Annotated in this window: 25 protein-coding genes; 4 read left to right on the plus strand and 21 right to left on the minus strand. The window is 43.0% G+C overall.

Going from position 1 to position 26,090, the window contains the following annotated elements; all coding sequences use genetic code 11:
* Positions 1-17: 17 nt before the first annotated feature.
* Positions 18-728: a cadmium resistance transporter gene (locus tag HWQ37_RS10725; RefSeq protein ID WP_292746773.1), complete on the minus strand. Its 711-nt coding sequence runs from the start codon at positions 726-728 to the stop codon at positions 18-20.
* A 290-nt stretch (positions 729-1,018) separates the two neighbouring features.
* On the opposite strand from HWQ37_RS10725, the gene HWQ37_RS10730 reads away from it, so the two are divergent.
* The gene (locus HWQ37_RS10730) at positions 1,019-1,984 is read left to right on the plus strand and encodes a LysR substrate-binding domain-containing protein (protein ID WP_292746776.1); all 966 of its coding nucleotides are present in this window, start codon (positions 1,019-1,021) and stop codon (positions 1,982-1,984) included.
* A gap of 115 nt (positions 1,985-2,099) precedes the next feature.
* Here the strand turns inward: HWQ37_RS10730 and HWQ37_RS10735 are convergent, their stop codons facing one another.
* Positions 2,100-2,468, minus strand: coding sequence for a pentapeptide repeat-containing protein (locus HWQ37_RS10735; protein WP_292746778.1), 369 nt, complete (start codon positions 2,466-2,468; stop codon positions 2,100-2,102).
* A gap of 56 nt (positions 2,469-2,524) precedes the next feature.
* The gene (locus tag HWQ37_RS10740) at positions 2,525-3,055 is read right to left on the minus strand and encodes a hypothetical protein (protein ID WP_292746780.1); all 531 of its coding nucleotides are present in this window, start codon (positions 3,053-3,055) and stop codon (positions 2,525-2,527) included.
* Between the two features lie 171 nt (positions 3,056-3,226).
* Here HWQ37_RS10740 and HWQ37_RS10745 point away from each other — a divergent pair, with 171 nt between their 5' ends.
* Entirely contained in the window at positions 3,227-4,543 is a 1,317-nt protein-coding gene (locus HWQ37_RS10745) for an AAA-like domain-containing protein (protein WP_292746782.1), read from the plus strand.
* Between the two features lie 200 nt (positions 4,544-4,743).
* On the opposite strand, the gene HWQ37_RS10750 is transcribed toward HWQ37_RS10745, so the two are convergent.
* From HWQ37_RS10750 to HWQ37_RS10795, 10 genes are all read right to left on the minus strand, one after another.
* Positions 4,744-6,609 (minus strand): ABC transporter ATP-binding protein, encoded by a 1,866-nt coding sequence (locus HWQ37_RS10750; RefSeq protein WP_292746784.1) that lies wholly within the window; start codon positions 6,607-6,609, stop codon positions 4,744-4,746.
* 131 nt (positions 6,610-6,740) lie between these two features.
* Positions 6,741-7,796 (minus strand): aliphatic sulfonate ABC transporter substrate-binding protein, encoded by a 1,056-nt coding sequence (locus HWQ37_RS10755; RefSeq protein WP_292746817.1) that lies wholly within the window; start codon positions 7,794-7,796, stop codon positions 6,741-6,743.
* Positions 7,797-7,922: 126 nt separating this feature from the next.
* Entirely contained in the window at positions 7,923-8,921 is a 999-nt protein-coding gene (locus HWQ37_RS10760; protein WP_292746786.1) for an aldo/keto reductase, read from the minus strand.
* Positions 8,922-9,013: 92 nt separating this feature from the next.
* Positions 9,014-9,616, minus strand: coding sequence for a GDSL-type esterase/lipase family protein (locus HWQ37_RS10765; protein WP_292746788.1), 603 nt, complete (start codon positions 9,614-9,616; stop codon positions 9,014-9,016).
* A 312-nt stretch (positions 9,617-9,928) separates the two neighbouring features.
* On the minus strand, positions 9,929-10,585 hold the full coding sequence (locus tag HWQ37_RS10770; protein ID WP_292746790.1) for a carboxylesterase family protein: 657 nt from the start codon (positions 10,583-10,585) through the stop codon (positions 9,929-9,931).
* 87 nt (positions 10,586-10,672) lie between these two features.
* Positions 10,673-12,211, minus strand: a complete 1,539-nt coding sequence (locus HWQ37_RS10775) for an amidohydrolase family protein (protein WP_292746792.1) — start codon at positions 12,209-12,211, stop codon at positions 10,673-10,675.
* A gap of 223 nt (positions 12,212-12,434) precedes the next feature.
* Positions 12,435-13,799 carry an LLM class flavin-dependent oxidoreductase gene (locus tag HWQ37_RS10780; protein ID WP_292746794.1) on the minus strand — a complete coding sequence of 455 codons (1,365 nt, stop codon included), beginning with the start codon at positions 13,797-13,799 and terminating at the stop codon, positions 12,435-12,437.
* Between the two features lie 704 nt (positions 13,800-14,503).
* Positions 14,504-16,105 carry a B12-binding domain-containing radical SAM protein gene (locus tag HWQ37_RS10785; protein ID WP_292746795.1) on the minus strand — a complete coding sequence of 534 codons (1,602 nt, stop codon included), beginning with the start codon at positions 16,103-16,105 and terminating at the stop codon, positions 14,504-14,506.
* A gap of 606 nt (positions 16,106-16,711) precedes the next feature.
* Complete coding sequence (locus tag HWQ37_RS10790) at positions 16,712-17,695, minus strand: CHAD domain-containing protein (protein WP_292746797.1); 984 nt, start codon at positions 17,693-17,695, stop codon at positions 16,712-16,714.
* 515 nt (positions 17,696-18,210) lie between these two features.
* Positions 18,211-18,615 (minus strand): NIL domain-containing protein, encoded by a 405-nt coding sequence (locus HWQ37_RS10795; RefSeq protein WP_292746799.1) that lies wholly within the window; start codon positions 18,613-18,615, stop codon positions 18,211-18,213.
* Between the two features lie 311 nt (positions 18,616-18,926).
* Here HWQ37_RS10795 and HWQ37_RS10800 point away from each other — a divergent pair, with 311 nt between their 5' ends.
* A complete protein-coding gene (locus tag HWQ37_RS10800; RefSeq protein ID WP_292746800.1) occupies positions 18,927-20,606 on the plus strand; it encodes a response regulator in 1,680 nt (559 codons plus the stop codon).
* Positions 20,607-20,724: 118 nt separating this feature from the next.
* On the opposite strand, the gene HWQ37_RS10805 is transcribed toward HWQ37_RS10800, so the two are convergent.
* From HWQ37_RS10805 to HWQ37_RS10840, 8 genes are all read right to left on the minus strand, one after another.
* Positions 20,725-20,865, minus strand: a complete 141-nt coding sequence (locus tag HWQ37_RS10805) for a hypothetical protein (RefSeq protein ID WP_292746802.1) — start codon at positions 20,863-20,865, stop codon at positions 20,725-20,727.
* A complete protein-coding gene (locus HWQ37_RS10810; protein ID WP_292746804.1) occupies positions 20,865-21,044 on the minus strand; it encodes a hypothetical protein in 180 nt (59 codons plus the stop codon). The genes HWQ37_RS10805 and HWQ37_RS10810 overlap by 1 nt, the downstream gene beginning before the upstream one ends.
* A gap of 62 nt (positions 21,045-21,106) precedes the next feature.
* On the minus strand, positions 21,107-21,307 hold the full coding sequence (locus tag HWQ37_RS10815; protein WP_292746806.1) for an AAA family ATPase: 201 nt from the start codon (positions 21,305-21,307) through the stop codon (positions 21,107-21,109).
* Positions 21,304-21,804 (minus strand): hypothetical protein, encoded by a 501-nt coding sequence (locus tag HWQ37_RS10820; protein WP_292746808.1) that lies wholly within the window; start codon positions 21,802-21,804, stop codon positions 21,304-21,306. The genes HWQ37_RS10815 and HWQ37_RS10820 overlap by 4 nt, the downstream gene beginning before the upstream one ends.
* 135 nt (positions 21,805-21,939) lie before the next feature.
* Positions 21,940-22,107: a hypothetical protein gene (locus HWQ37_RS10825; protein WP_292746809.1), complete on the minus strand. Its 168-nt coding sequence runs from the start codon at positions 22,105-22,107 to the stop codon at positions 21,940-21,942.
* Positions 22,108-22,213: 106 nt separating this feature from the next.
* Positions 22,214-22,984, minus strand: a complete 771-nt coding sequence (locus HWQ37_RS10830; protein ID WP_292746810.1) for a hypothetical protein — start codon at positions 22,982-22,984, stop codon at positions 22,214-22,216.
* Positions 22,981-24,072: a hypothetical protein gene (locus tag HWQ37_RS10835; protein WP_292746812.1), complete on the minus strand. Its 1,092-nt coding sequence runs from the start codon at positions 24,070-24,072 to the stop codon at positions 22,981-22,983. Before HWQ37_RS10835 ends, HWQ37_RS10830 begins: the two co-directional genes overlap by 4 nt.
* Before the next feature lie 307 nt (positions 24,073-24,379).
* Positions 24,380-24,730 carry a helix-turn-helix domain-containing protein gene (locus HWQ37_RS10840; protein WP_292746814.1) on the minus strand — a complete coding sequence of 117 codons (351 nt, stop codon included), beginning with the start codon at positions 24,728-24,730 and terminating at the stop codon, positions 24,380-24,382.
* A gap of 313 nt (positions 24,731-25,043) precedes the next feature.
* On the opposite strand from HWQ37_RS10840, the gene HWQ37_RS10845 reads away from it, so the two are divergent.
* Positions 25,044-25,934 carry an Rpn family recombination-promoting nuclease/putative transposase gene (locus tag HWQ37_RS10845; protein ID WP_292746815.1) on the plus strand — a complete coding sequence of 297 codons (891 nt, stop codon included), beginning with the start codon at positions 25,044-25,046 and terminating at the stop codon, positions 25,932-25,934.
* Positions 25,935-26,090: the final 156 nt, after the last annotated feature.

Raw genomic sequence — 26,090 nt, forward strand, 5'->3', positions numbered from 1 at the left:
TCATGATGCACCTATTTTTAGACAATTAATTTTTCTTGTTCTTGACTTGATGGCTGAGTATTGAAACCTAAAATTAATGAGAATATATAACTAGAAACTACAGATAAAAGAGTCCAGGTAACATTTTCTGTGACAATAAATATGCCCAAACCAATCAAGATACAAGGTACAAAAGTGTTGCCATTTTCAGTTAAAAAGTTGGCGATCGCAGGTAAGTAGGTTAACTTGTAAGCGGTATAACACCAAACACCCACAAGCGCAAAGAATACACTTATAATCACCAGCAGACTATCTAATTCTGAGTTGGCGAACAGGGGCACATAGACACTGATATTATCACTGCCGTTAGCAAAGGCGATCGCAGCGACATTACAAGTTTGCGGAGAGATAAAATTGCTAAGGATAGAGGGACAAGACGGCTCGGTTTCTTCTTCGGCTTCCTCTGGTGAATCCTCTTCACGTTTTAGTAAACTACTCACACCAATGATTATGGGCATTAACCCAAGTAGTCTAATCCAGTCCTGCGGTATGATTAGTCCACCGAAGAAACCGGGAAGGCTAGCAATGATCAATGCTGCAAAACCGAGATACTGACCAGCAAGGATGTGACGACTGCGAAATGTTTTGCTTACTTGTGAAAAAAGTAACGTCAGTATGACAATATCATCAATGTTGGTGGCAGTGAATGCGGTAATCCCTGTGGTAATTGCAGTTCCTAAATCGCTCATTTCTTGATGTCCTTATTTATCATTCTTGGGAATTGGGCATTGGGCATTGGGCAGAAGTTCTTTAATTTTGAATTTTGTTAGCGCAGCGTTAGCGAGTCCGCGAGCGTCATTTTGAATTTTGAATTGATTGCCCCCTGCTTCTTCCGCTCTCTACTTGGCCGTTTGAGTCCGTGCCGAAGCCTTGATTTATACTTTAGTCAAACTAACCGATAGAATCAAATGCTTTTATTTGTCAAAATGATAAATGAAAGTGATTAAAATTTTGACACTAAGTCTTAGGGATACGATAAATGGCAGGAATGACGCTTGAGCAGCTAAAAATATTTCTGGCTGTGGCGCAGAACTTACACTTTACTCGCGCAGCAGAGGAACTTTATATTACACAACCCGCCGTCAGTGCAGCGATTCACAACTTAGAGCAAGAATACGGTGTGAAACTATTCCATCGGATTGGTCGCCATATCGAGATTGCTGAGGCGGGTAAATTACTGCAAGTAGAAGCGCAGAAAATTCTCGATCAAGTTTCCTTGACAGAAAGGGGATTGCGAGAATTGAACAATCTGCAACGGGGTGAATTGAAATTAGGGTCAAGTCTGACAATTGGCAACTACTGGCTACCAAGTAAGATTAGTGAGTTTAAGAGCCAATATCCTGGTATCCAGATTGACTGTACCCTTGCCAATGCAGAAACGATTTGTGTTGGTACAGCGATGGGACAGTTTGATTTAGGTTTGGTGGAAGGAGAGGTGAAGCCAGCGCTTCAGAATACTTTAGAGTATGAAATAGTAGCGAGCGATCGCTTGCAAATTGTAGTTGGTCAAAAACACCCTTGGTTTGAGTGGGGAGAAATTGACTTAAGCCAACTAACTCAAACTCCTTGGGTGATGCGGGTGCGGGAATCTGGAACACAGCAAAGGTTTGAGGAAGCGTTGCAAAATTGGGGGATTAACCTCAGCGAACTGAATGTAATTTTAGTGTTCACCAGTGGTGAGATGGCAAAAGCTGCCATTGAAAATGGCGTAGGCGCAACTGGAATTTCTGAGTTGATGGTAAAAAAAGAAATCCAGTTGGGGACTCTGCGGGCAATTCGAGTGATTGATAACAGAGAAGGTAACGGTGCAATCGCAGAAATAGTTCGACCTTTTTTCAAGATCAAGCATCGTCAGCGTTTTCAAACTGCTCTTTCCAAAGTCTTTGAACAAATGCTGATATCGTCTGTGTTAGATGGTTCACATCAACATTTATCAGTTATTTAAAGGGCATTGGGCATTGGGCATTGGGAAAGAGAAGGCAGGAGGCAGGGGGCAGGAGTTCTTTAATTTTGAATTTTGAATTTTGAATTGATTACTCCCTCATCTCCCCCAATCCCCTTTACACCTTCTGCATATTTCTACTGATGGGGTCAAAACCTCTAGAAAACCGGGTACTTTCATCGTAGTAAGCGCCAGTCAGATTCGCTCCATACAACTTGGCATAGTTGAGTTTTGCTCCCCGGAGATTTGCTTCATTCAGATTAGCACCGCTCAAATTAGCTCTAGTCAAATTTGCTTTGGCTAAGTTAGTTCTACTCAAGTCGGCTCCCCAGAGTTTAGCTTTAGCTAGGTTAACTCCACTCAAATCAGATCCCCATAAATTAATTCCAGGCAAATCGGCTCCAATCAGCTTGTTACTACTCAAGTTGACGGCTGGAAAATATCTTTCTCCGGCGGCAAAACGCCTTTTTAATTCTTCAGCATTCATGCGTTGCGTTCACCTTCTTTTATCTCTAAGATACTCCTCAGTTTCAGGGAAGGATTCTACTTAACTGGAATAACTTCAAACTGGAAAGTAGCGATCAAACGGTCATCAATATAGACTTCTATTCTATGCTTGCCAACTGGATCGCCAGGAGCGATCGTCCAAAAATTCTCAATCACACCCTCTGGAGCCGATTGTGTGCGCCGTGTTACAGATGTCTTGCCATCTGCTGATATTGAGAAATCTTCACCATTATCTGTACCCCAAGTTTCTGGAGGTTTTGGTAAACGTAAGACTTCACGCCATTTCACTTCACCTTGGTAGTCTTTGAGTTTAATCCGCCACCCGTAGGTATTTCCTTCTTGAAGTGTGACTCTTGTTGTCTCGAAAATAGTAACGTTTCCTTTGGAGTCAACTCTCTTCAGTCCAAACTCGGTGTTACTGACAGTAATCTGTTTTGCATTCCTTGGCGTAGGAGATGATATAGCATTTTCTACCAAAACAGAAGTAGCGTTGATTGGCTCAGAACCTACGATCCCAGATATTAGCCAAAAAGCAGCTAGCACAGCAGTAGTAGTCCAAATTCTCATTAGTATGGTTTTCCTATCAGACTTTTGGTACTTATTCAAGTAATCTGCCATGTTTTCCGGGTCAAGGTTAGCGATGGTTTCCACGAGACGCTTATGGATATAGTATTCTGAATCCTGACTCCTGAATTCTGAATTCTGAATTCTAAATTCTTTTCTAATCACACTTTGCAGATGAGATACCAAGTTGGCGGTAGCCTCCATAGTGACGATCGCAGCTATGTTGTGCGTCAGGCAGATGAAAAACTTTATACCAGTCTGAAAGGGGGTGATTTTTGCTACGTCTTCAACTCTCGCCAAATGGGTAAATCATCCCTACTACAGCGAATAAGTCATCGTCTCAAGTTAGAAGGCTATAAATGTGTTTACTTAGACGTGACTCAATTGGGTAGCGAGGATACGACATCAGCACAATGGTATAAAGGAATTATTGTCAGCATTTTCTACGGGTTAAATCTGGCGGAACACGTCAATTTTAAGCAATGGTGGGATATGCAAGCAGGTCTTTCTCCTGTAGAAAAATTACACCACTTTGTTGAAGAAGTATTGCTGCCAAATGTCAAGAGCGATTGTGAAGAAAGCGGCAAAGCTAAAGGGATTTTCATTTTCATTGATGAAATTGATAGTTTGCTGAGTTTGAATTTTCCGGTCAATGACTTTTTTGCCTGGATTGGTCATTGCTACAATCAACAGGCACACAAGCCGAATTTCCAACGCTTGGGATTTGCATTGTTTGGTGTTGCTAATCCAACTGATTTAATTGCTGACAAAGACTCGACACCGTTTAACATTGGGACGGCTATAGAGTTATACGGCTTTCGATTGGATGAAGCTAGTCCATTGCTAAATGGGTTAAAGGAAGCAATCAGCCAACCAGAAGTTGTATTGCAAGAGGTGATCTACTGGACAGGGGGACAACCGTTTTTAACTCAAAAACTCTGTCAATTAGTTCTCCAAGCTGCCTTAAAGACATCAGAGCGGAAAATTGTCCTATCCCCAAAAACTGAGGCGTATTGGGTAGAAGAATTGGTGCGATCGCAGATTATCCAACACTGGGAATCACAAGATCAACCCGAACACCTCCGCACTATTCGCGATCGCCTACTTTTCAGCCAACAACAAGCCGGACGTTTGTTGAGTCTTTATCAGCAGGTATTGCAAGCAGAATGTGGGGACACGAAGAATGAAGATACTAGGGACTCTTGGCGTGTTTATGTCTCCCAGTCTCCGCATCCTGTTTTATCTGCCGTGCCTACCGATGATAGCCGAGAACAGACTGAGCTTTTACTATCAGGGTTAGTCGAGAAACACAAGGGCTATCTCAGAATTAAAAATCCCATCTACCGCAGTATTTTCAATTCTGAATGGGTGTTAAGGCAGTTAGACAATTTGCGCCCTTATTCACAGCCATTCAATACTTGGGTGGGTAGCATCTCTAAATCTGGAAGCAATTCTAACAAACACAACTCGTTTAATACAATCAATGACTAATACCAATTTGAAAAAAGAATGCGACAAATACACCATTTGTAGAGACGCGATGAATCGCGTCTTTAACCAAAGATGTGTTGCAATTATTAATTGAATTGGTATTGAAAAGTTTAAATTAATGGGTAAGCAATTTCGTAGTAAGAATTTTAGTCTTGATTTTTTAAGCACTAAAGTGCTTACTACAAACCTCGCAAAACTTATCAAGCGATCATTCCCTCTTCGATGTTATCTGTGCCAGTGCGAACCTCGTCGAGATTTTCCGGTAAAAATCCACCTGCTTGCATTTTCCATAATCTGTAGTAAGCGCCGCCGAGTGCCAAAAGTTTGTCGTGAGAACCATCTTCGATAATCCGCCCTTTGTCAAACACCAAAATCCGATCTAGATGGACGATGGTAGATAATCGATGAGCTACCACAATCACCGTTTTGCCATTCATCGCTAAATCTAGGGTATCCTGGATAGCTTTTTCGGTGATTGAATCCAGGCTAGAGGTGGCTTCATCTAAAATCAGAATCGGCGCATCTTTGAGAATTACCCGCGCGATCGCAATGCGCTGTCTCTGTCCTCCAGACAACTTGACACCACGTTCACCCACCAGAGAGTTGTAACCATCCTTAATTTGGGCGATAAAATCATGAGCATGAGCCTTTCGCGCCGCCTCGATCACTTCTTCATCGGTTGCATCCAAGCGTCCATAACGAATATTTTCTAGCAAAGTGCGATGGAATAGAGACGGATCTTGGGGAATTAAGCTGATCTGAGCGTGTAGCGCATCCTGAGTCATGTCTCGAATATCAACCCCATCAATCAGAATCTGTCCAGATTGTGGGTCGAATAAGCGCAGAATTAGATTGACAAAGCTTGATTTTCCTGAACCAGAGAAGCCCACCAATCCGACGCGCTGTCCCGCTTGGATGCTGACAGAAAGGTTGTTGAAAACTTTCTTCTCATCTGTGTAGTTGAAATTCACCCGCCGAAACTCAATCTTACCTTGGGTAATTGAGTGAGCGATCGCCATCTCACGATCGACCAACTCGTGGGGTTGAACGATGGTGAAAACACCATTGGCGACATTACCAACATGTTCAAAAAATTCCAGAAAGCGGCGGCTCAAATTGCGGGCTTCACTGATGATCAACAGCGATAGACTGGTGGCTACAACGAAATCAGCAGTAGCGATCTTTCCTTGACTCCAGAGAGAGAGCGAGTAATACAGGGTACTGATTTTCAGAATCGCGGCTGAGATGAACTGAAACCAGCGAATTCGCTCCGAGTACCAGTTGGACTTTCTCACGTGTTTGAGTTCGCGGCTTAATTGCTCATTCAAATAGCCTCTTTCAAAACCCAAACGAGCAAATAGTCGGCTACTGGTGAGATTTGTGACTGTATCGACGATGATGCCAGTTGTCTCGCTTCTGGCGGCTGCGGCTTTCCGGGAGTAAAATCGGCAGCGAGTTGCCAGCCAGAAAGAGATAGTGATAAAGAGAACTGCCCATATCCCCACAAGTGCAGCTAGAGGAGGATAGGCGCGATACAGTATGGTTGTGGCGACGCTATACACAACGATTACGGGCATAAATTCAGTAATCATCATTTGCATCGTCTGAGTAACACCCAGAGAAGTTTCGCTAATCCGATGTGCTAATGCTCCAGAAAAACTGCTGCTCAGATAGCGATGCGAATGGTGCTGTAAGTAGGCATATAGCGATCGCACAATATGCTGTCGGTGGATCGGATGGAGGATGGTTTGCAAAAGTCCAGCCGATCGCCCAAATATCACTTCACCCAGACTCAAGGCGATGAACAACATCAGGGGTTGCCTCATGGCATCAAAAATGGGCTTGCTGTCGCCTGTCGATCGCGTCACGCCCCGGATGATTTCACCAATGGCATAAGGCAACATAATGCCACAGGTTGCGTGTATTACCTCCAGGATCACCATTAACACGTACCACCAGCGAAACTGGTTAACGAAATAACAAATGAACCTGAATGGAGTTAATGGCAGGTTTGGTGCATCAGGAGCACGTTGAAAGGATTTGGATAGTCTGGCCTTTTTCGTCATGAAAGTCGATCTCTTAGCATCATTTTTAATTGATTAATTAGTATATTTATTCATCAAATGTTCTGATGATTCTTTAACTATTCTGACTCCTGAATTCTGAATTCTGACTCCTGAATTCTTACAATGTCTAACTAAACCATAATTTCTGGTGGTGTAATTGCAGTATACACATCAGGCGGAAGTAACGCTTCCTGAATATTAATTTTCTTAGGAATTACACCCTCTTTAAAGAACAAATCTGCCACACGCTGTTGTTCCTTAATCAGTGCAGAGCTGAGTCCTCTGCGTCCTACGAAAGTGCGACGAGACATTACTATTTGTACCACATCTGGATCGAGCTTTTGTTCACTTATCATCAATTTGGCAACTTCGCCTCGATTTGCATCCGCCCACTTGTCGAGCTTATTAAGCTCCTCAATGATAATTTTTAATAAGCCAAGATTTTCTTCGGCAAACTTTCTGTCAGCAATATAATAAGCACCAGGAGAATCTAGCCCGACAGAATCTTTGAGGACTCGAATTCGACCCATTTTTTGAGCGATCGCATAGTGTGGATCTCCTGCCATCCAAACTGGAATTTTACCTTCGAGAAAAGCAGCCCGTGCTTCGATAGTTGGGAGACTTCTGACTTTAATATCTTTGAGGGTCAAGCCGATAGATTGCAACGCTCTGATAATAAAGTAGTGCGATGCCGAGCCTTTTTGAAAGTAAACTTCTTGACCCTTGATATCCTCAAACTTCTGAAGGGGAGACTCAGGCGGAACGGCAATCACACTACTTTTCCCTGTCCTTTTGTCTCTTTGTGTACCGACTACATAAACAAGTTTTGAGCCAGCCACTTGTGCAAAAATTGGTGGTGTTTCTCCCACCGATCCTACATCAACTTTTCCCGCAGCCATCCCTTCCATAAGTTGGGGACCTTGGACAAATTGCGCCCATTCTACTTTAATCCCCAACGGCTCCAAGCGTTTCTCTAAAACTTGACGATTTCTAAAAAGATCCCCCGCACTCTGATATCCCATGCGTAGAACCTTAGTTTTGATCCCAAGGGAACCTTCATTGCCATGAATACTGTTTGTTAAAGAAGATTGTTGGCTTTGTTCGCTACAACTTCCTAACAGATATGCCATAGAAAAGCCACATAGCCCGGAAGTAGCAAAATGGAGAAAACGACGGCGTTTAATCATAGCTATTTTATCTATGAGATATTTCTGATTTGAAGGAATTATGGTTGTCATTTGTCATTGGTCATTGGTCATTTGTCATTTGTCATTGGTCATTTGTTATTCGCCGCATTCCCATTTCCCTAATTTCTAACGAAGAGAATCTCCCCTTCGGTATTCGGCGGTTAGATCGTCTAATTTTTGTTTCAAATTGTCGTCAAGTTTTAGTTCTACTGCTTTGAGGTTGTCAGTAAGTTGTTCTGGGCGGCTAGCGCCAATGATGGGAGCAGTGATAATAGGATTAGATAAAACCCAAGCTACCGCCAAGGTGGTGAGGGAAAATCCGGCGAGATCCGCTACTGTGCGTAATTCTTCGACAGTATTAAATTCGCGATCGCGCCAGTAACGATCTTGATAACGTTCGGCGGCAGCACCTAGCGTGAAGCGTGTACCTGATGTGGGGCCTTGAGTAAAATTGTGTTTACCTGTAAGTAGACCACCCGCCAATGGATTGTAGGAAATCACACCCAATCCTTCTTCTTTCGCCAGGGGCAATAGTTCTCGCTCAATTTCGCGGAATAATAGGTTGTAGCGGGGCTGAATTGAGATGAACTTAGCTAAATTGCGTGTCTCAGCACGACCCAAAGCACGGGCGAGTCGGTAAGCTAAGAAGTTGGAAACCCCGATGTAGCGCACCTTGCCAGCACGAACTACCGCATCCAATGCTTCCAAAGTCTCATCAAGGGGAGTTGAAGAATCGTCGGAGTGCAACTGATATAGGTCGATATAATCGGTTCCCAGCCGCCGTAGAGAAGCATCGATCGCATCCAAAATATGTTTCCGCGAAGCCCCCTGATCCCAAGGTGCAGGGCCAACCCGACCAACGCACTTGGTAGCCAAGATAAAATGTTCGCGTTTGCCTTTCAGCCAGCGCCCAACGATTTCTTCAGTGCGTCCCGCAGTGGCAAGCCCGCCGCCAAGGGGATAAACGTCGGCTGTATCCAAAAAGTTGATCCCACCATCAGCAGCAGTGTCGAGGATTTGCCTGGAAGTTTCTTCGTCGGTCTGCAATCCGAAGGTCATAGTGCCGAGACAAAGGCGCGAAACCGTCAATCCAGTTTTACCGAGATTAGTAGTTGGTAAAGTCATAGAGATGTTGTTAATTGAGAAAATGTGGAAATTTTTAAATAGAATGCGACGTGCGCTTCGCTAACGCAAAACTATAACGATGTCGGTATTTTTTAAGGCGTGAACCAATTTAACCAACCTTCCCAGTTTTGGACGATCGCAGCAAATTCTGCATAACCATCAGCTTTTGGATGAGCGCCATCATTGGCTTTTGCTTCAGCTAGCCAGATTGGGGAGTTGAGCAAACTAGAAAACACATCAAGATACGGGACATCTAGTTCATTACAAACCAACGCGAATTCCTGTGACAGATTGGCAAGAATTTGATTATCACCAGAGGGGGGCGGACTAACCATCAAGATCGGATAGAGCTGCTTTGCTTGGCTTAAGATATTGCGAGCATTTGCGATCGACTCTGACAGTTCGATTCCTTGCTGTTTACCCGCCCATCCTGAATCGTTTGCCCCAAAGGAAAACACTACTCGACCATCGGATTCTTTTGGGAGACGATAGGAGACTTCCGAGTACCAACGTTGTTTGAGATACCGACTCGTCTCTGCCCGCACGCCCAAGTTGTAATGGGTGATCGCGTATCCTCTTAACTCAGCATTGCGGCATACTCTACCTGTCCAACCCAGAAACTCTGGATCGCCTGTGCCATTGACAAAGGATTCACCAATAAAGCAAATTCTGATTTCTTTGCGAGAATCTGACATAAGGGACTTCCAAATAAAAAAATATCCAATTAATTCTTGTGGGGTGGGCAACATGAGCGCCCAGTCCATAGTGCGGGCAAGATGCCCACCCCACACTATTGGATAATTTATTTCTTGGAGTTCCCTAAGTCAACTGAATTTTGGCGAAAAAGTTCGGTTTTGACTTGAGAAGAAGCATTATGTTCATGATTCTATTTGTCATCTCACGAAGATATTAATTGTTATGTTAGGCAGGTAAGACTTTGGCTTGAGCGCTTAGTCAAATGCTGCCTACCTAACAGAATATGCAAGTTAGTTTTTGGATATTTTGCCTCAAGCAACTACAGAAATTTCACGACGCTTCTGGGAAATTAGCCACTGTTGCAACTTCGGATCGCCGTATACCTCATCTGCAATAAAATGATCGCCATCGGGTAGTACTGTCAAATCAACTTTCCCCCCAACTTTGCGTAAACGCTCAACAAAATTCTCCGTATCCTCAATCGGTAGATTTTTGTCCTGTCCACCTTGGAATATCTGAACGGGAATGTCTTTGAGTGCAGTTAGTTCGCTATCTTCTAATGTTTTGGGTACTCGTCCAGATACAGGTACTAAACCTGCGAAGCGATCGCTCTGTAAAGCAGCGATATGCCAAATACCCGCCGAGCCTAAGCTGAACCCAGCCAATATGACTCGTGCTGGATCGACAGGCTGAGAAACGATCAGTTCATCAAGCAAAGCAAGTACATCATCTGCTCGATCTGCCCAAGTCTGTTCAGCCGGAATCTGGGGTGCAGCAAAGACATAAGGTAACGAGTCGGATAAATCCACGAAACGAGGTAGACCCCATTTTAGTAGCACATTCAAATCCGTCCCGCGATCGCGTCCTCCGTGCAGAAATAGTACTAAGGGTGCAGGTTTGCTGGCATTGTCAGAAACAGACGAGAAAAGATAAGGCAAGGAACCATTAGAGCGTTGTTCAACGGACATGGTTGTGACTCCTAATTTATTTGGGAATTGGGCATTAGCCTCGTTCCCAGCCTGGAGGCTGGGAACGAATTCCGAGAGGCTCTGCCTCTAGGCCACCACTAGGTTTTTGTTCACTTGTTTAAATTCGGTGTTATCTATTTTGGATTCGATCGCTGTACCCTTGAAGAATTCGGGGTTAGCTTGGGTGTAAAACTTGTAGGGATTAGCGAATACATAAGACTTAAAGTCGGCTTCGGAAATAACGCCTTCTTGAACCAAATCCCAGCTTTCAGCCAATGGGGAAGTCAAGTCTGGTACATCCCAGTGACCAACATCAGAGGAATAGATAGCGTTGATTTTGACTCCCAAGGGATTGGCTTTGTCATTGAATGCCGTAGCGATCGTGCGATCGTCGGACTCGGAACCAAAGAAGAAACTGTTCACCCAGCGATCGCGGATGTCTTCAATTGTTTCAATACCTGCGGCGGCAAAATCATCCAATTCACTATCAATGGGCGCGCGGCTATGACGGCTGAATGAGGCTCCCAGTACAGTCTTGGTCAATTCATCTTTATCAAGAGAATGCCCTTGACTAATTTCTGCACCGTATTGCTCAAATATCTCAAATAGCTCATCGGCATTTGTCAAGGCTGGATTGTAGTTTTGCAGTGCCTTGACATTGCGCTTCAAGAACCGATCTACCAAATGAATGTAAACACGCGCACCCCAATCTGCGCCACCTTCCAGCATGGCTACGCGCAATTGTGGAAAACGCTTGGTAACACCGCCGAAGAACAGCGCCTTCGCAAATGCTTCCGAACCATCGGCGAAGTGACCGATATGGTTGTTCATGTAGTTACTGATGGATGAGCGGCCAGTCCAACCCTGACTGCCGTAATGGGTGGTGACGGGTACGCCCAGTTCCACGACCTTAGCCCAGAAGGGATCGTAGTCGTATTCACTATCTAATCCGTAAAAGTCGATATAAGAAGCATACTTGGCGATTTCGGGGAATTTATCGGCTGGATATTTATCAGCGATCGCTTTGATTGGCCGTTTCACACCGCCAGTGATATTAATCACTTTTAAACCAAGTGTTTTCACGGCAAACTCTAACTCCTCAATGCCTTCTTGGGGAGTACTTAATGGGATACCAGCTACCGGTGTCAAGCGATCGCTATATTTCCGGTAAATATCAGCATGATAGTGATTGACAGCGCGTTGCAGTGCTTGACGATTCTCCGCACTCGCTCCCGCCGGTGCTAAAACATTGTTGGGAAAGAGTACTGAATAGTCCGATCCTTGCTCCGCCTGACGTTCATAAAGTAATCCGGGGAGGGTGTAAGTAGCGAGATCCAGTGTATTTTTGGTAACTCTAGCCCACCAAGGCGATCGGATTGTCCGATTGTATTGACGTTCTTCAGGGGTTTGTTGATACCAGTCTTTACCATTGCTCTTGGAGTTAAGACGGGAAGCTTCGGTTTTACGCAATTCGTCTACAAGTTTCACACCACCGTACTTAGCGATGTAATCCTCAAAAGCTGGGGTGAAATCATTAGTATGAACGTCGGTGTCGATTACCGGATAATCAAGGGTTGCTCTGATTGCAGCAGAGCGTGAAGTCTTTAATCGGCTATATTCAGTCATGTTTTTTTCCTTAAAAAATTACAGGTTTTTCCTAGCATCCAATGCTGCTATTAACAAACAAATTTTTTGTAGAGACGGCGATTTATCGCGTCTCTCCACAATTTTCAAATTCCGTAGGGCGGCGATCTACAGAAGGTATGGTTTAAAAGGTATGACATAAGCATCCGTAAAAAATTCACTTACGCTAAAGCACTATAAGCACAGTGCAGACATAAAAAGTCATTTACGCCAATACCAATCTTTCATCTAGTTGTTTAACGGCAAAACGATTGGCTGGACGACGCAATCCCAGATTTTCACGCAAGGTACTACCTTCGTATTCAGTACGAAACAGTCCGCGTTTTTGAAGGACGGGAACAACTAGATTAACGAATTCATCTAATCCTGTGGGAAGGATTGGCGGCATGATATTAAAACCATCTGCTGCACCGTTGTTGAACCATTCTTCTAGCTGGTCGGCAATGGTTTCAGGAGTACCGAGTATGGTACGATGACCTCGTGCAGTCGCAAGAGAGAGATACAACTGGCGCAGCGTGAGAGTCCCACGAGTAGCCAAATCTCTAACTAATTTGAGACGACTTTTATTAGTGTTAGTGTCGCTGGGTAGTTCGGGAGCCACATCATCTAAAGAATATTCCGACAAATCCACACCCTTGTAATAATTCTTTAAAATCCCCCAGGCAACATCGGGATGGATTAACGATTGCAGAAATTCGTACTTTTCTTGAGCTTCTGATTCAGTACGGCCAATAATTGGGAAAGCACCAGGCATAATTTTGAGATCGTCTGGCGATCGCCCATATTGTGCTAGCCTACCTTTGATATCAGCATAAAATTCCTGAGCATCAGCGAGGGTTTGATTGGCGGTAAAAATCGCCTCGGCAGTCCGTGCGGCTAAGTCTCGTCCCGATTCGGAGGCTCCAGCCTGAACAATCACCGGATAACCTTGGGGCGGACGACCAACGTTTAAAGGGCCTTTTACAGAGAAATATTTACCCTTGTGGTTCAATGTATGCAGTTTATCTGGGTCGAAATAGACCCCAGATTCTTTGTCACGGATAAAAGCATCATCTTCCCAACTATCCCATAGACCTTTCACCACTTCCACAAACTCTTCAGCGCGTTCATAACGCTGGCTGTGTTCTGGGTGATGCTCAAGGCCGAAATTACGTGCAGCATTTTCATTACCTGTTGTGACTACATTCCACCCAGCCCGACCCTTACTTAAGTAGTCTAGGGAAGCAAACTTACGTGCCAGAGTATAGGGTTCTTCATAAGTAGTCGAGGCGGTGGAAATGAAGCCGATATTTTGGGTTACAGAGGATAAAGCCGAGAAGAGGGTGACAGGCTCAAAATGGGCAATTTTACCATTGCGATGCTGAGTTTCTGGAGCGCCGCCCCACACTCCTGGGCTGTCTGCTAAGAAAACTGCATCGAATAAGCCGCGTTCGGCAGTTTGGGTAATTTCCTTATAATGCTCGAAATTCAGTCCCCCATCTGCTTGTGAATCGGGGTGTCGCCAAGCAGAGACATGGTGTCCGGTAGCTTGGATGAATGCACCTAAACGAATTTTGCGTGTTGTACTCATGCTTTTTTCTTTTCTTAAAATTGCCTTAGCAGTAGCTTTATGGTTGGTATCACTGATTTGTATATAGCTGAATCGGCACGAAGAAAAACTGAAACCTCGCGTTTATCAAGGTGTTGGGTGTAGTGCTAAGAGACGAATGGCACGCTTATAAAGCCCAAATTATCTAGTAATTTTACCCAGCAGATATGAGCCTACACGATCGCTAAAAAAAAAGATGTGCTGGCAATCACAATCTCATGGAATACTAATTATTAGTTTCTCTAATATTAAGTATTGCAAACTATTTATTTGCGAAGTATATAGTTATGTATGCTGCCCAAAGCTTATATTACCTCGTTCCCAGCCTCTTACCTCGTTTACCTCTGGGCAAGCCACTGGAGGCAGGGGTTCCCAGCCTGGAGGCTAGGAACCAGTTGGGGCAAGGGCTGTATTTTAACTTAGAGTATTCCTCTAATACCATTTCTTTGTGAGGCTGCGCGAAACCCTTTTAACTTCTTTCTTTGTGTCCTTCTCTGACGAGACGCTACGCGAATGCGTCCTTTGCGGTTCGTTTTTCTTTCTTGTACTTATGGTTTAGCGCATCTTCATACAGAATAAGTCACTGCAAGTGGAGCCTCCCAGCATGGGTTCCCAGCCTGGAGGCTAGGAACCAGTTGGGGCAAAGGCTGTATTTTAACTTAGAGGAATACTCTAAGTACTATGAGTTATTTTTTGACGCTTCCTAAAACTTCCATCACTTCTGCTTTCGGTTTTACCCTAGCTTCTGCTTCCAGAAATTCAGCCACTTGAGCCTCAATTTCATCCCGAACAATTTGGCGATATTCCAAAAAATGCTCAATTTGGGCACAAACAGCTAAGTAGCTACTCACCCCACCCGGATTATGTTGATACATACTCCACAGGTTGCGCCAGAATTGCCAGCGTGTCTGACGACGTACACCTTGCCGCCAACAGATAATTAGAAACGCTCGAAGTACTTTCCAATTCAATGGTTTCTTGGCAGCTTTGCCCTTTTTTGGGTAGGTTGCTTCGCCCAAAAGCCGGAAGTGTTTATATGTACGCTCCAAAAACCGTTCTGGTTCATACAAATCACAGAAGGCCTGCACATATTCACGAGCGATGTCTTCTAACGGTCGAGTTGGGACAAAATTCATCAACGTGGTTTGGTTGATATTGGCTGATTTATTGCGGAGTCGTCCTTCCTTTTCTAATCTATGCCAGAGGGCTGTATCTGGAAGTGCTTGCAACATACTAAATAAGGCTGTGGGAATTGCTGTTTGCTCAACAAACTTGACAATTCGTGCGCCGGCTCCTACTTTCTCGCCATCAAATCCAATGATAAAACCTGCCATGACTCGCAACCCTGAGCGGGTAATCCTATCCACTGCCTCGCTGAGTGAGTCTCTGGTATTCTGGTATTTCTGCGTGAAAGTGAGACTTTCTTCGTCGGGGGTTTCAATTCCCAGAAAAACAGCTCCAAAATTACACGCTACCATCAAATCCATCAGTTCTTGATCTTGGGCTAAATCAACTGAAGCCTCTGTAGCAAAGGAAAAGGGATAATTATGTTCCACCATCCAGGGCAAAAGGGACTTCAAAAATAATTTGACATTCCGCTTATTGCCGATGAAGTTGTCATCCACCATAAAAATACTGCGCCGCCAACCCAATTTGTAGAGGTAATCAAGTTCTGCTAATAGTTGTTCTGGGTTTTTGGTGCGGGGTTTGCGACCATATAGCACAATAATGTCACAAAATTCACACTGAAAGGGACATCCACGGGAAAATTGCACTGACATCTCTGCATAAGCTTCAAACTCTAGCAAGTCAAAGCGAGGTGTTGGAGTGTTGGTGACATCTGGTTTTTCACCGTCAGAGCGAAAAATGCCTGTGCGATCGCCGCGTGCGATCGCTGCTACAAATAAGGGTAGGGTAATTTCCCCTTCGTCTAATATCAAATAGTCTGCACCGGCGGATGTCATTTCATTCGGTAGCGCTGTCGGGAAAGGCCCACCCACAGCCACCCGTTTACCTCTCTGCTTTGCTTCCAATATCTGAGAAAGCAAATCCTCTTTTTGCACAATCATCGCCGACATAATCACCAAATCTGCCCAAGCCCATTCTGCTTCTGTACAGACGCGAACATTTCGATCTACTAGCTTGAAATCCCATTCTTGCGGTAAAATCGCTGCTACAGTTACCAAGCCCAAAGGCGGTAGCATTGCTTTACGGTCTAATAAAGCCAGTGTTTTTTCAAAAGACCAAAAACTTTTTGGAAAGCGGGGGTATAGAAGTAAAATGTTCATATTTGACGTTTATAAACCTTGATTTTTGGTGCTGATTGAGTTTATTTCAAACTAAACCAGTCGTAACAACACATTAGAGGAGCTTCCATATCCACTAGCTGTAACTTCTACTATGACTGATTTAGACATAGCAATCTCTTGTGGGAGCAATTATTACTGTTTTTAGACCAGAGAGTAGCTCAAAAATGCTCTGGTATAGAGATATGAGTGAAAAAATGTAGAGACGTAGCACTGCTAAATCTCTACAAGGATTCTGGATAACGCATATTTAATTTCACCAGATGTCTTTTTTATAAATTGGCAAATTGGCAACTTTGATAAAATTAACTGTGTTATTTTCAATCCTATACAAGGTGTATTTGCACTTTCAAGCTATTTAGACGGGCTGCAACCCGTCTTTATTTTATTTGGGGCAGGATTGATTAGAAGCCAAGGCGCTCCCCGAACAAATTGAACGGGGAGCAATGCTAGAAAGCAGTATTAGACTAATTTCAGGTTTGAGTTCCGCCGAAAAGACGCAAAGAGCAGTGTTTATCTTTTGTCTCTAGAAGCTCTTATTCAATTGTCTGCTCGTTAGTCCAATCCTTGTCCAACAAAGAGTAACTTTTAACTGATTACTCCTGAAAGTGGGTGCAGTATTGTTAAATGAAAACTATGTCTGGTTTCAGTTTTCAAATACCGTTCTTGCAAAGGTTGCCACTGCTGCCACGACTGGTAACGATTTTCAGTTAACAAATTAGCAAAGGTGGGCAACTCAGTCTGGATTTCTGATTTATATACATCTGCAAGCCAGTCAGTTAAAACGGCACTATCTTGCATCATACCCAAAATTTCTTGGATATTTTTCACTTCTGTAATATAAGCTGCGTAAGAATCGCCATATAAGTCAGTAAATAACTCCATTTGATAGCGTATACGTTTAGCTTCTTTTCGCAAACTATGAAGATTTTCACCTTCTGTTGTCAACTGTTTTTCTATCTTTTTTGGTTTCCAGTTTTTCTGAATCTTCACTTCTGATTCTACAAATTCAGTACCAACTAGCCAACCTGGATGCAATAAGAAGTTACTCACTTCTGGTAAAAGTAAATCTGGTAGCACTTGCTGAATAGAAACAGATGCCAAAGGTTGATAACTGGGTTTCTCTAACCACTTATCTAATGCATTTTTTAAAGACTTGTAAGATTCATCGTTTAACGTTTTCTGCACACTCGATTGTACATCTTCACGTTGTTTCGCCAAAGCTGTAAAAGCTGTTTGTAGAGATTCCTGCTCTTTACGGGGTAAGTTTGGTTTGTAATTGTTTTCCAAACTTTCTTTAAGTACGTCTAAATCTCGCAGATTACCAAGACGACGGGCTATTTTACCAATATTTTTCTCGTTAACTGGTTTCGATACATCCACCGCTAGTCCAAACCGAGTTACTGCTGTTCGTAGGCGGCGCATTCCTACTCGCATTTGGTGCAGCGCTTCTGGGTCTTCATCTTTCTTGACAGATTTTTCCCACTTAAAGGTTTTCTTAAAGTGTTTTTCAATCGCTTGGTAGGCGTAGTCACCGAGAGTTTTTACTGTGGGTTGTGTGGCTAATTTCATAATTGGTCTGAATGATTACCTCATGAGGTTATTGCATAATAACAATATTATTTAAGAATTAACATCTACTTTTGATATTTTTTATTCCATGAGGATTATCAGATATGCTTATGACTATTGATAGTTACATATAGCAATCATATTTGATTGATTGATTGATTTCTGAAAAAATCTCAGTAGTCTTGTAGGGTGGGTTAGCAGAGCGTAACGCCCCATTCATTCCAAGCTTGTGGTGTCGTAGTTTTTGCATTAAGAGGATGTTTTAAAAGTGGTTAGCTGTGATTTTCAGTTCAGCACCTCTTGATCCCCCCTAGCCCCCCTTAAAAAGGTGAGAAAACTTCTTAAAGTCCCCCAATTTATCGGGGAATTTAGGGGGATCTAAAACTTTTTGCTACCAACAACAAGACTTTTCAAACATCCTCTTAGGGAACTCCAAGAAATAAATTATCCAATATTGTGAGGCAAGATGCCCACCCCACAAGAATTAATTGGATATTTTTTTATTTGGAAGTCCTTTAAATGTTAGTAGAGATTGCTTGTACGGGACAGCTGGGGATACACTGTTCGCAAACGATACAGCGCGATCGCGTGAATGTCAATTTGTATGTCTCTGGTTGCAGGGTGAGGGCTTCGGTAGGACAAACCCCAGTACACAAGCCACAGTGGACACACACATCCTGGTCGATCGCAATTTCGCCTAATGTGGAAGAAACGTTAACATTACGCGATCGCATCCACTCGATCGCTGCATCTAATTGATCGATGTCTCCCGATAATTCTACTACCAGTTTGCCAATTTGATTTGGGGCAACTTGGGCGCGGATAATATTGGCGGCGACGTTGAAATCTTTGGCCAGTACGTAAGTTACTGGCATCTGCACAGCGCGTTTCGGGAAGGTAAGCGTGACTCGTTTTTTCACAGGTTTAGCAGAGGATTTTTTCTGTTGTAGCGGATTAAGACGGGATCTGAGCCTTTCTGTATGAGAAAAACTTGTAAGTAAGGTAGTATAAAGTTACGGTCTGCAAAATGTTTTTTTTCTACCGTATTACCTACCTTTAAGCAGGTAGCTAAAAAAATCTAGTTAAAAATTAATCAATATTGATATTTCTTAATGAGTATAAACTAAAAAGTTAGACCTTTTGGAAGATGCTTTAATACTAGATTAGTTTTGAAATTTAAGTTTATTACTTATTCTCTGTTATATCCATTTTAACTTGGAAAGCTTTTAATATGAAAATTTTAGTTTTAGAAGATGACGAGTTAAATGCATATTCACTCACCACGGTTTTAACTAACCAAAACTATGCCGTTGAAGTTGCCACTGATGGTGATACTGCTTGGAATTTGATTCAAACTTACGATTATGATTTAATCCTCCTAGATGTGGTGTTGCCGAAACTAGATGGCATTAGTCTTTGTCGTCAAATTCGGTCTAGTGGTCTGCAAATGCCAATATTGTTATTGACAGGGTGCGATAGTAGTCATGATAAAGCGATCGGATTAGATGCGGGTGCAGATGACTATGTAGTTAAACCCTTTGATGCAGAAGAGTTAATTGCTCGTGTTAGGGCGCTGTTGCGTCGCAAAGGCGTAACCTCGCAACCTGTGCTGGAGTATGGGAAGTTGCAACTAGACCCTAGTAGCTGTGAAGCAATCTATGCTGGAAATCTGCTGCCACTTACTCCCAAAGAGTATGCTCTGTTAGAACTATTCTTGCGAAATACTCGCCGGGTGTTTAGCTGTGGCATGATTTTAGAACATCTTTGGGGTTATGAAGACACTCCCCAAGAAGAAGCTGTTCGCACCCATATCAAAGGGTTACGACACAAACTCAAAGCTGTAGGAGCGCCCAGTGATTTGGTTGAAACAGTTTATGGTATCGGCTATCGGCTGAAATCGCTGCCAGAGGAGGAGGGGAGCATACATTTGCTGCGCTCAGTAACTGGGGAGGCAGAGGGGCAGGGGAGCATACTTCGACTCTCTTCCCTACAGGACAAGCTCAGGGCAAGTCGCTTAGTAACCGAGGGGACAGAGGAGCAAGGGAACAGGGGAGAATTAGATCGTGCAAAATCCTCGGTTTCCAAAATCAAATCACAGCAGCAGACATTAATGGTAATAGCCCAAATTTGGCAACGATTTCAAGGGCGGATAGACGAGCAGGTAAGGGTGCTAGAGGAAGCGATCGCAACTTTAAACCAAAATAGTTTAAATCCCGAATTGCTCTCCCTTGCAGCTAAAGAGGCGCATACCTTGGCGGGATCTTTAGGTACTTTTGGCTTGCCTATTGGCTCAAAATTGGCACGCAGTATCGAACTGTTGCTGAGTTGCGATCAAACCTTGAGTCAATCTGAGATTAGCAACCTCAAAACTTGGGTAAACTTATTGCGTCGGGAAATTAATGGAAAGAATGGAGCGACAATATCTGCATCACCAACCCCACAAGGATTAGAAACAGTCACGCAACTGTTGCAAAATGACCCATATACAGAAACTAAAATATTGATTGTGGATGACGATCCGCAAATTCAGGCATTATTACAAACTTTACTTAATCCTTGGGGACTAAAAGCGATCGCTCTTGAAGATCCGCGTCAGTTCTGGGAAACCTTAGAAGCAGTTGCGCCAGATATGCTGATTCTGGATGTGGAATTACCCTATACAAATGGTATAGAACTTTGCCAATTAGTACGCAACGATTCGCGCTGGAGTGAGTTACCCATCCTATTCCTCACTGTGCATAGTGATGCCGAGATGGTAAATCAGGTGTTTAGCATTGGTGCTGATGACTTTGTAAGCAAGCCCATTATCGGGACAGAACTAGTAACCCGGATCGTCAATCGCTTAGAACGGATGAAATTGCGGCAGCGCGTGACGCAGGGTAGTAGGGAAGTAGAGAGAAACTGTTATTGATCGAGGGAGGGGCATAGGAGCAGAATCAGCAATTTTTGGTGAAAGCATTGTGAAAATGGCAATTTGATTCTCACCATGATGAACGGTTTCATTTACCACAACGTACTTTAGGCAGTACTTAGACGATTGCATCAAGGGCTTGTTCTAAACGTTCGACAGTGTCTATTGCGTCTTGAATTTCTTGTCTTGGTGCGATCGCAAGTTGAGCATGACTGAGGGGATTCATGATGAAACTGCGATAAAGTTCAACATGAAACACTAAATCTTCCTTAATATATTTTGGAGTGCCATCTGAGTTTTTAGCATCAAGAAGACTTGGTAATCGTTAAACTGGTCTTTTAGTATGTCGATGATAGGCAAACGGTTAGACATATCTAAGCCAATCAACACGTCATCAAGTACCAAGACTTTTAGAGCGCTACTTGGATTGACTCGCAAAGTAGCTAAGTAAATCGCAAGCGAGATTGCTGATAGTTTGGCTTCGTTAAGAAACTGATGAGCTAAGGGAAACTTAGTGTTAAGGAAGTCAACACGCAGAATAACTTCATTACCTTGAATAGCTCAATTGCTTTGAGTAGGGAAGACTTACCACTGCCATTTTCACCATAAATGAGTAGATTTTTACCTTTCTTACTTAAGTCGATTGTGTGTTCCCCATAGAAAGCTCGAAAGTTCTTCAGTTCGATTTTCGTGATTTTCATGCAACTCCTCGAATTGTACGCACGACAGGTACGCTATCCAAAAAGAATATACTTACACGGATTGGATGCTCTCTGTCAAACAACCGTCGAAAGATTTCGCGGAGTGCTTGCATTTTATCGCCTTGAATTTTTTCTAGGCTTTGCAAGTTCTCCTGTAGGAGATGACGCATAAATTGTTTGTCGTGGGCATGGAGTTCGTCGGGTAAATATAGCTCTATCACTACTGCATCAATAATTTGCTCAAAATAACTCAGCATCAGTTTGTCGTCTGCGACTTCCATGAGCTTTTCGCCATGACTGGGTATGTCTTTGAGTTGTTCTGAGAGATACAGGACATAGCTAACTAGGGTTTCTATTGCTTTGTGCTGTGGTTTGGTGGCAGTGGGGATAGGAATTTTTTCTACAACCTGACGGGAAAAACGTAATGCTCCGCTTAAAAAACTTACATTTTCCCTGCAATAACTCCATACAATTGATACCGTGATAAATTTTCCCATTCACATATTCGCCCAAATTCACATATTCACCCAAAGACATTCTCATAGTTTCCATATCCGCCTCCAATACAATATCCTTTACAATAAATCCAAACATATTGCTAGCGTGCCTTTTCGTTAACCTGACTTTTCCCGTTAAGTCTCAAAAAGCTTGCTCACAAAGGATTCTGGATAAAGCACAGCATATACGGTACAGGAATTGAGATTCGGTGCTAAAGGTGACAAACAATGTTGGACTGGTGGGAGAAAAATTTGTGATTGTCCTGCGATCGCAAACGCATTAGAAATGTCTGGTTTTGCCATTTGTCATTCTGTTCAGTATGACAGAAGTTCAGTTTTTACCCGTGAGCAGTATATCAACTATTTTAGAGTTGTTGACTTCCTTTGTATTCTCCCCTGTGCATCACCTCTAGCGCTGCTGTCCTAGTCTGAGTAGACGGTCATTTAAGGCGATTCTTCCTAATTCAGAAATAACCTCAACTGGAACACCGACAGATGTAGCTGCTTCTGGGATTGTGACTCTGCTATTTCGTAACAGGTCTAAAAGTTGCTGCATTTTAAGAACAACTGGATCGCTTTTGTTGGTGTAACCCCGATTAATAGCAATTCTCAGCCCGGTTTCAATATCATCTACTCTCGCTCTGCGATTTTTATCTATTAATAGTGTCTGCTGACCAGCGATTGCGCTACTTTCAGAAGCTGTTCCGCGTCTTGGCGCAGTGCCGGAGACAATCGCATTTGCAATCTGAATACCAAGATACCCAGTGTTTCTACGCACTGGAACGATATCGAAGTTGTAGAGTCGTTTTTGTCCCGTTTTGTCTACAGTTTGCACAAGTAAGTTAGTAATGGCAGTGGTGGTAGCCCCTGGAAACTTTAGCGGTTGGATTGGCCTCAGAAAGATGGTTGTAGCGCGTCCGCTTTTTAAATCTGTATCTGTGGTGTAGACCAGTCGTGAAGGATCTGCTACCAAAATGTAGGCGATCGCCTCGTCGGTTTGAGTGAAGCTAATAGGCGTAGCACGTCCTGGAGTAATTTGAACCTGAATTCTGTTGTTTGCAGCCATATCCCGTTCAATCAAGCGATATGCAGGAGTTTGTGCTTGTGCATATACAACAGGTATCGTCACCCAAAACAGTATTGTTGTGCTAGTAATAACAAGAGTGGCAAATAGTTTCATACCAATTTTGAATTTTGGACTGTGCCTTGGGAGTCAGGGTAAATAAGCGCGTAGGCGTAGCCCACCGCAGGCATCGCACTAGCAGATACCAAGTTATTCTTTTTACCTACTGCCACTGTTTTCGTTACTAAAACAGTACCAGCCGGGAGTGCCACCGTGCCGTCTGTGGCTGTGAGAGGTTTGGTTAACTCGATGGCAAAGCGATCGCTCTTATTATTCCCTCCCTGATCCCAAATCATCGGCATGATAATTCTACCTGGGGCAGATGTACCCAGCGCTACGTCTTTAGTTTCATTGACATTGAGATTGGTTGTAGCTACAGGGGTGCGATTGAGGATACCTACCATTCCTGGAGTCAAGTTATCAGTTTTACTGTCAGTGCTTTTGGAGCCAATTAAAACTGTTTGAATACCAGGGTCTTCGGGAGTGGAAATGGATGCCCTAGCTGTTGGTTTCAAGCCTGTTGGAGTTTGAGTGTTCACAGCAACTTCTGACTGAGTTTCAGCTACTTTAGAGTTACCGATTTGCGACTGTCCCAGGCTAGCTAGTTGGCTCCACTGCTGGAAAGGATCGACATTCCTTTCACGCTGTCGTATTGGTGTTGAAGCTTGATATCTAACAGGATTTGGAGAAATATACCGCACTACTGGGGGCGCAGGTTGAGAAATTCTGACAGGAGTTATTGGTGTTATGCGTGATGCAGGAGTTGTGCGCGGTGAAAAAGTCTCTTGAGGTTGATATGGCGTTGGTTTGGGTTTATTTTGTAGGGTTGGACTTGGGGATTTAGCTGCAACAGGTTCCACTTTGAGTTGTTGCTGTTGGTCTTGAAAGGCTAATCTGCTTTTTAGTTCGGCAGATTCATCTAAAACTGGTTCGCCTTTTGGAGATGTAGTAGGAGTTTGGACTACTTGTTTGACAGGAGGTTTCGGTTGGAGAAATCCAAACCAGATCAGTGCTACAGAGCCAATAACCATTCCCACTAAGGCAACTACTGAACCTAGTCGAACACAGGGAAGCAAACCAAGAATTTGTGGGAATGCGCCCATTTCTACCAACTTGAATGCCTTGATCTGGTTGATTAGTGCCAATACAGAAAAATAGAATAGTATACTTTATTACAGTAATACTTTTCTCTTTCTATGACTTCTCAAGATTTTTCTTACTTTTTTGATAAAAATCTACATATTGATTACTCTAAAATAATCCTTAGCAATGAATCAATAAATAAACAAAAAATGTATCCCCTCAAAATTTCGGGGTAGGAATTATTCTGGTATCCATGAGCAACCAAAGGAATTAAAAGAAGATTTCTCTCGAATAATAGCTCCCAAAGATGGAATATGACCGATTTGAGAAATACGGTCACGTATGTATTCAAAAAAACTGATTTCCAACTTACGAGTGGTAGCAACAAGGGACATAAAAATATCCCAAGCTTAAATCGCTTGGTTCTTTCTCTACTATCTCTAATAGTTTATCTATGTAAACTTGATTAACTTTTCTATATTCTCTTTTTCTTCTACCGTCTTCTAAGCTTTCTATCGTATCTGGATCTCCATGCACACACCAATATGCTACTGTTCTACGAGAACAACCGATTAATGTTGCTATTTCTTCTTGCGTTCTACCATCATTCATCAATAACAGTATCAAAACTCGCTCTCTCATTTCAGAGCGGACGCTCTGTTTTAACAACTGTTGTAGATGTTGTTTTTGTTCTAAGCTTAGAAAGCCAATAACCGGCATAACAACCTGTACCCGAAGTTATATTTATTTTTATTATATGCAAATTGTAGGCGCAACAGCTTATGACTGAGAATAAACGAGGAATATGAAAAAAAGTTCCCAGCAGTGATCCATATTATTGGAAACATTTATCAGAACTGCGCGCTTCGCAGAATTGTATTAATCTTCTGTAGGTAATTAACAGTAAAAGTACTAAAAATACTATTATTAAAAGTGTGAAAAATGCTAAAATATACATCAGGATACAAAGCGTGATCAGAAGATGTTTTGTTGCCGTTTGTGGAGATTTGGATGTGTTGGAGGAGTTGCTAGGATGATTGACCATGACAGGCTTTTCAAAGAATTAATATCTACATTCTTTGTTGAGTTTCTCGATTTATTCCTGCCTCAAGTAGCCAGCCAAATAGACCGCGATTCCATTCAGTTTTTACCCCAAGATGTGTTTACTGATGTCACATCTGGAGAAAAGAAAGAAATTGATTTGCTGGCACAGGTGCGTTATCAGCAACAAGACACTTGTTTTTTAATTCACGTTGAAAATCAATCTTATACTGAGACAGCATTTGCGAAGCGGATGTTTAAGTATTTTGCACGCTTGCATGAAAAATATGATTTACCAATTTATCCAGTTGTGATTTTCTCCTTCGACGAACCAAAACGTGCCGAACCTCAAAATTATCGTGTCACGTTTCCCGATTTAAAGGTGCTGGAATTTCAGTTTGCAGCAATTCAATTAAATCGCCTAAGTTGGCGGGATTTTTTAACGCAGCACAATCCAGTGGCGGCGGCTTTGATGGCGAAGATGAATATTGCGGTGTCAGAACGTCCGCAGGTGAAGGCGGAATGTTTGCGGTTGCTGACAACTTTAAGGTTAGACCCAGCGCGGATGCAATTAATTTCTGGATTTGTAGATGTGTACTTGGAACTGAATGCAGCAGAAGAAGAAGTCTTTCAAGCTGTGGTCGATACAATGGGATTAACTGAGCAGGAGGTATATATGGAAATTGTCACCAGTTGGGAACGGAAAGCAGTACAGGTAGAACGACGGGCAACTATTACTAAGATTTTAAAGCTGCGCTTTGGGGACATTGATGCTTCTTTAGAAGGCATTATTCCCGCTTTGTTACAATTGTCCCCCGATGAATATATGGATTCACTCTTACAAGCTGACCGTGAGGAGTTATTATCGCGGTTTCAAGGGTAATCGTAAATGGAATTTGTGACCAATTGGCAAGAGGAAGGTGCAGAAGCCGAACGAAGAAAAGTCATTTACGGGCTTTTGAAGTTACGATTTGGAAATTTAGATATAGGAATCCTATTTGATTTTTGAATAAGCTCCGTACATCTGTAGAGTGTCGAA

This window comes from Nostoc sp. NMS4 (assembly GCF_017115095.1).
GTDB lineage: Bacteria > Cyanobacteriota > Cyanobacteriia > Cyanobacteriales > Nostocaceae > Nostoc.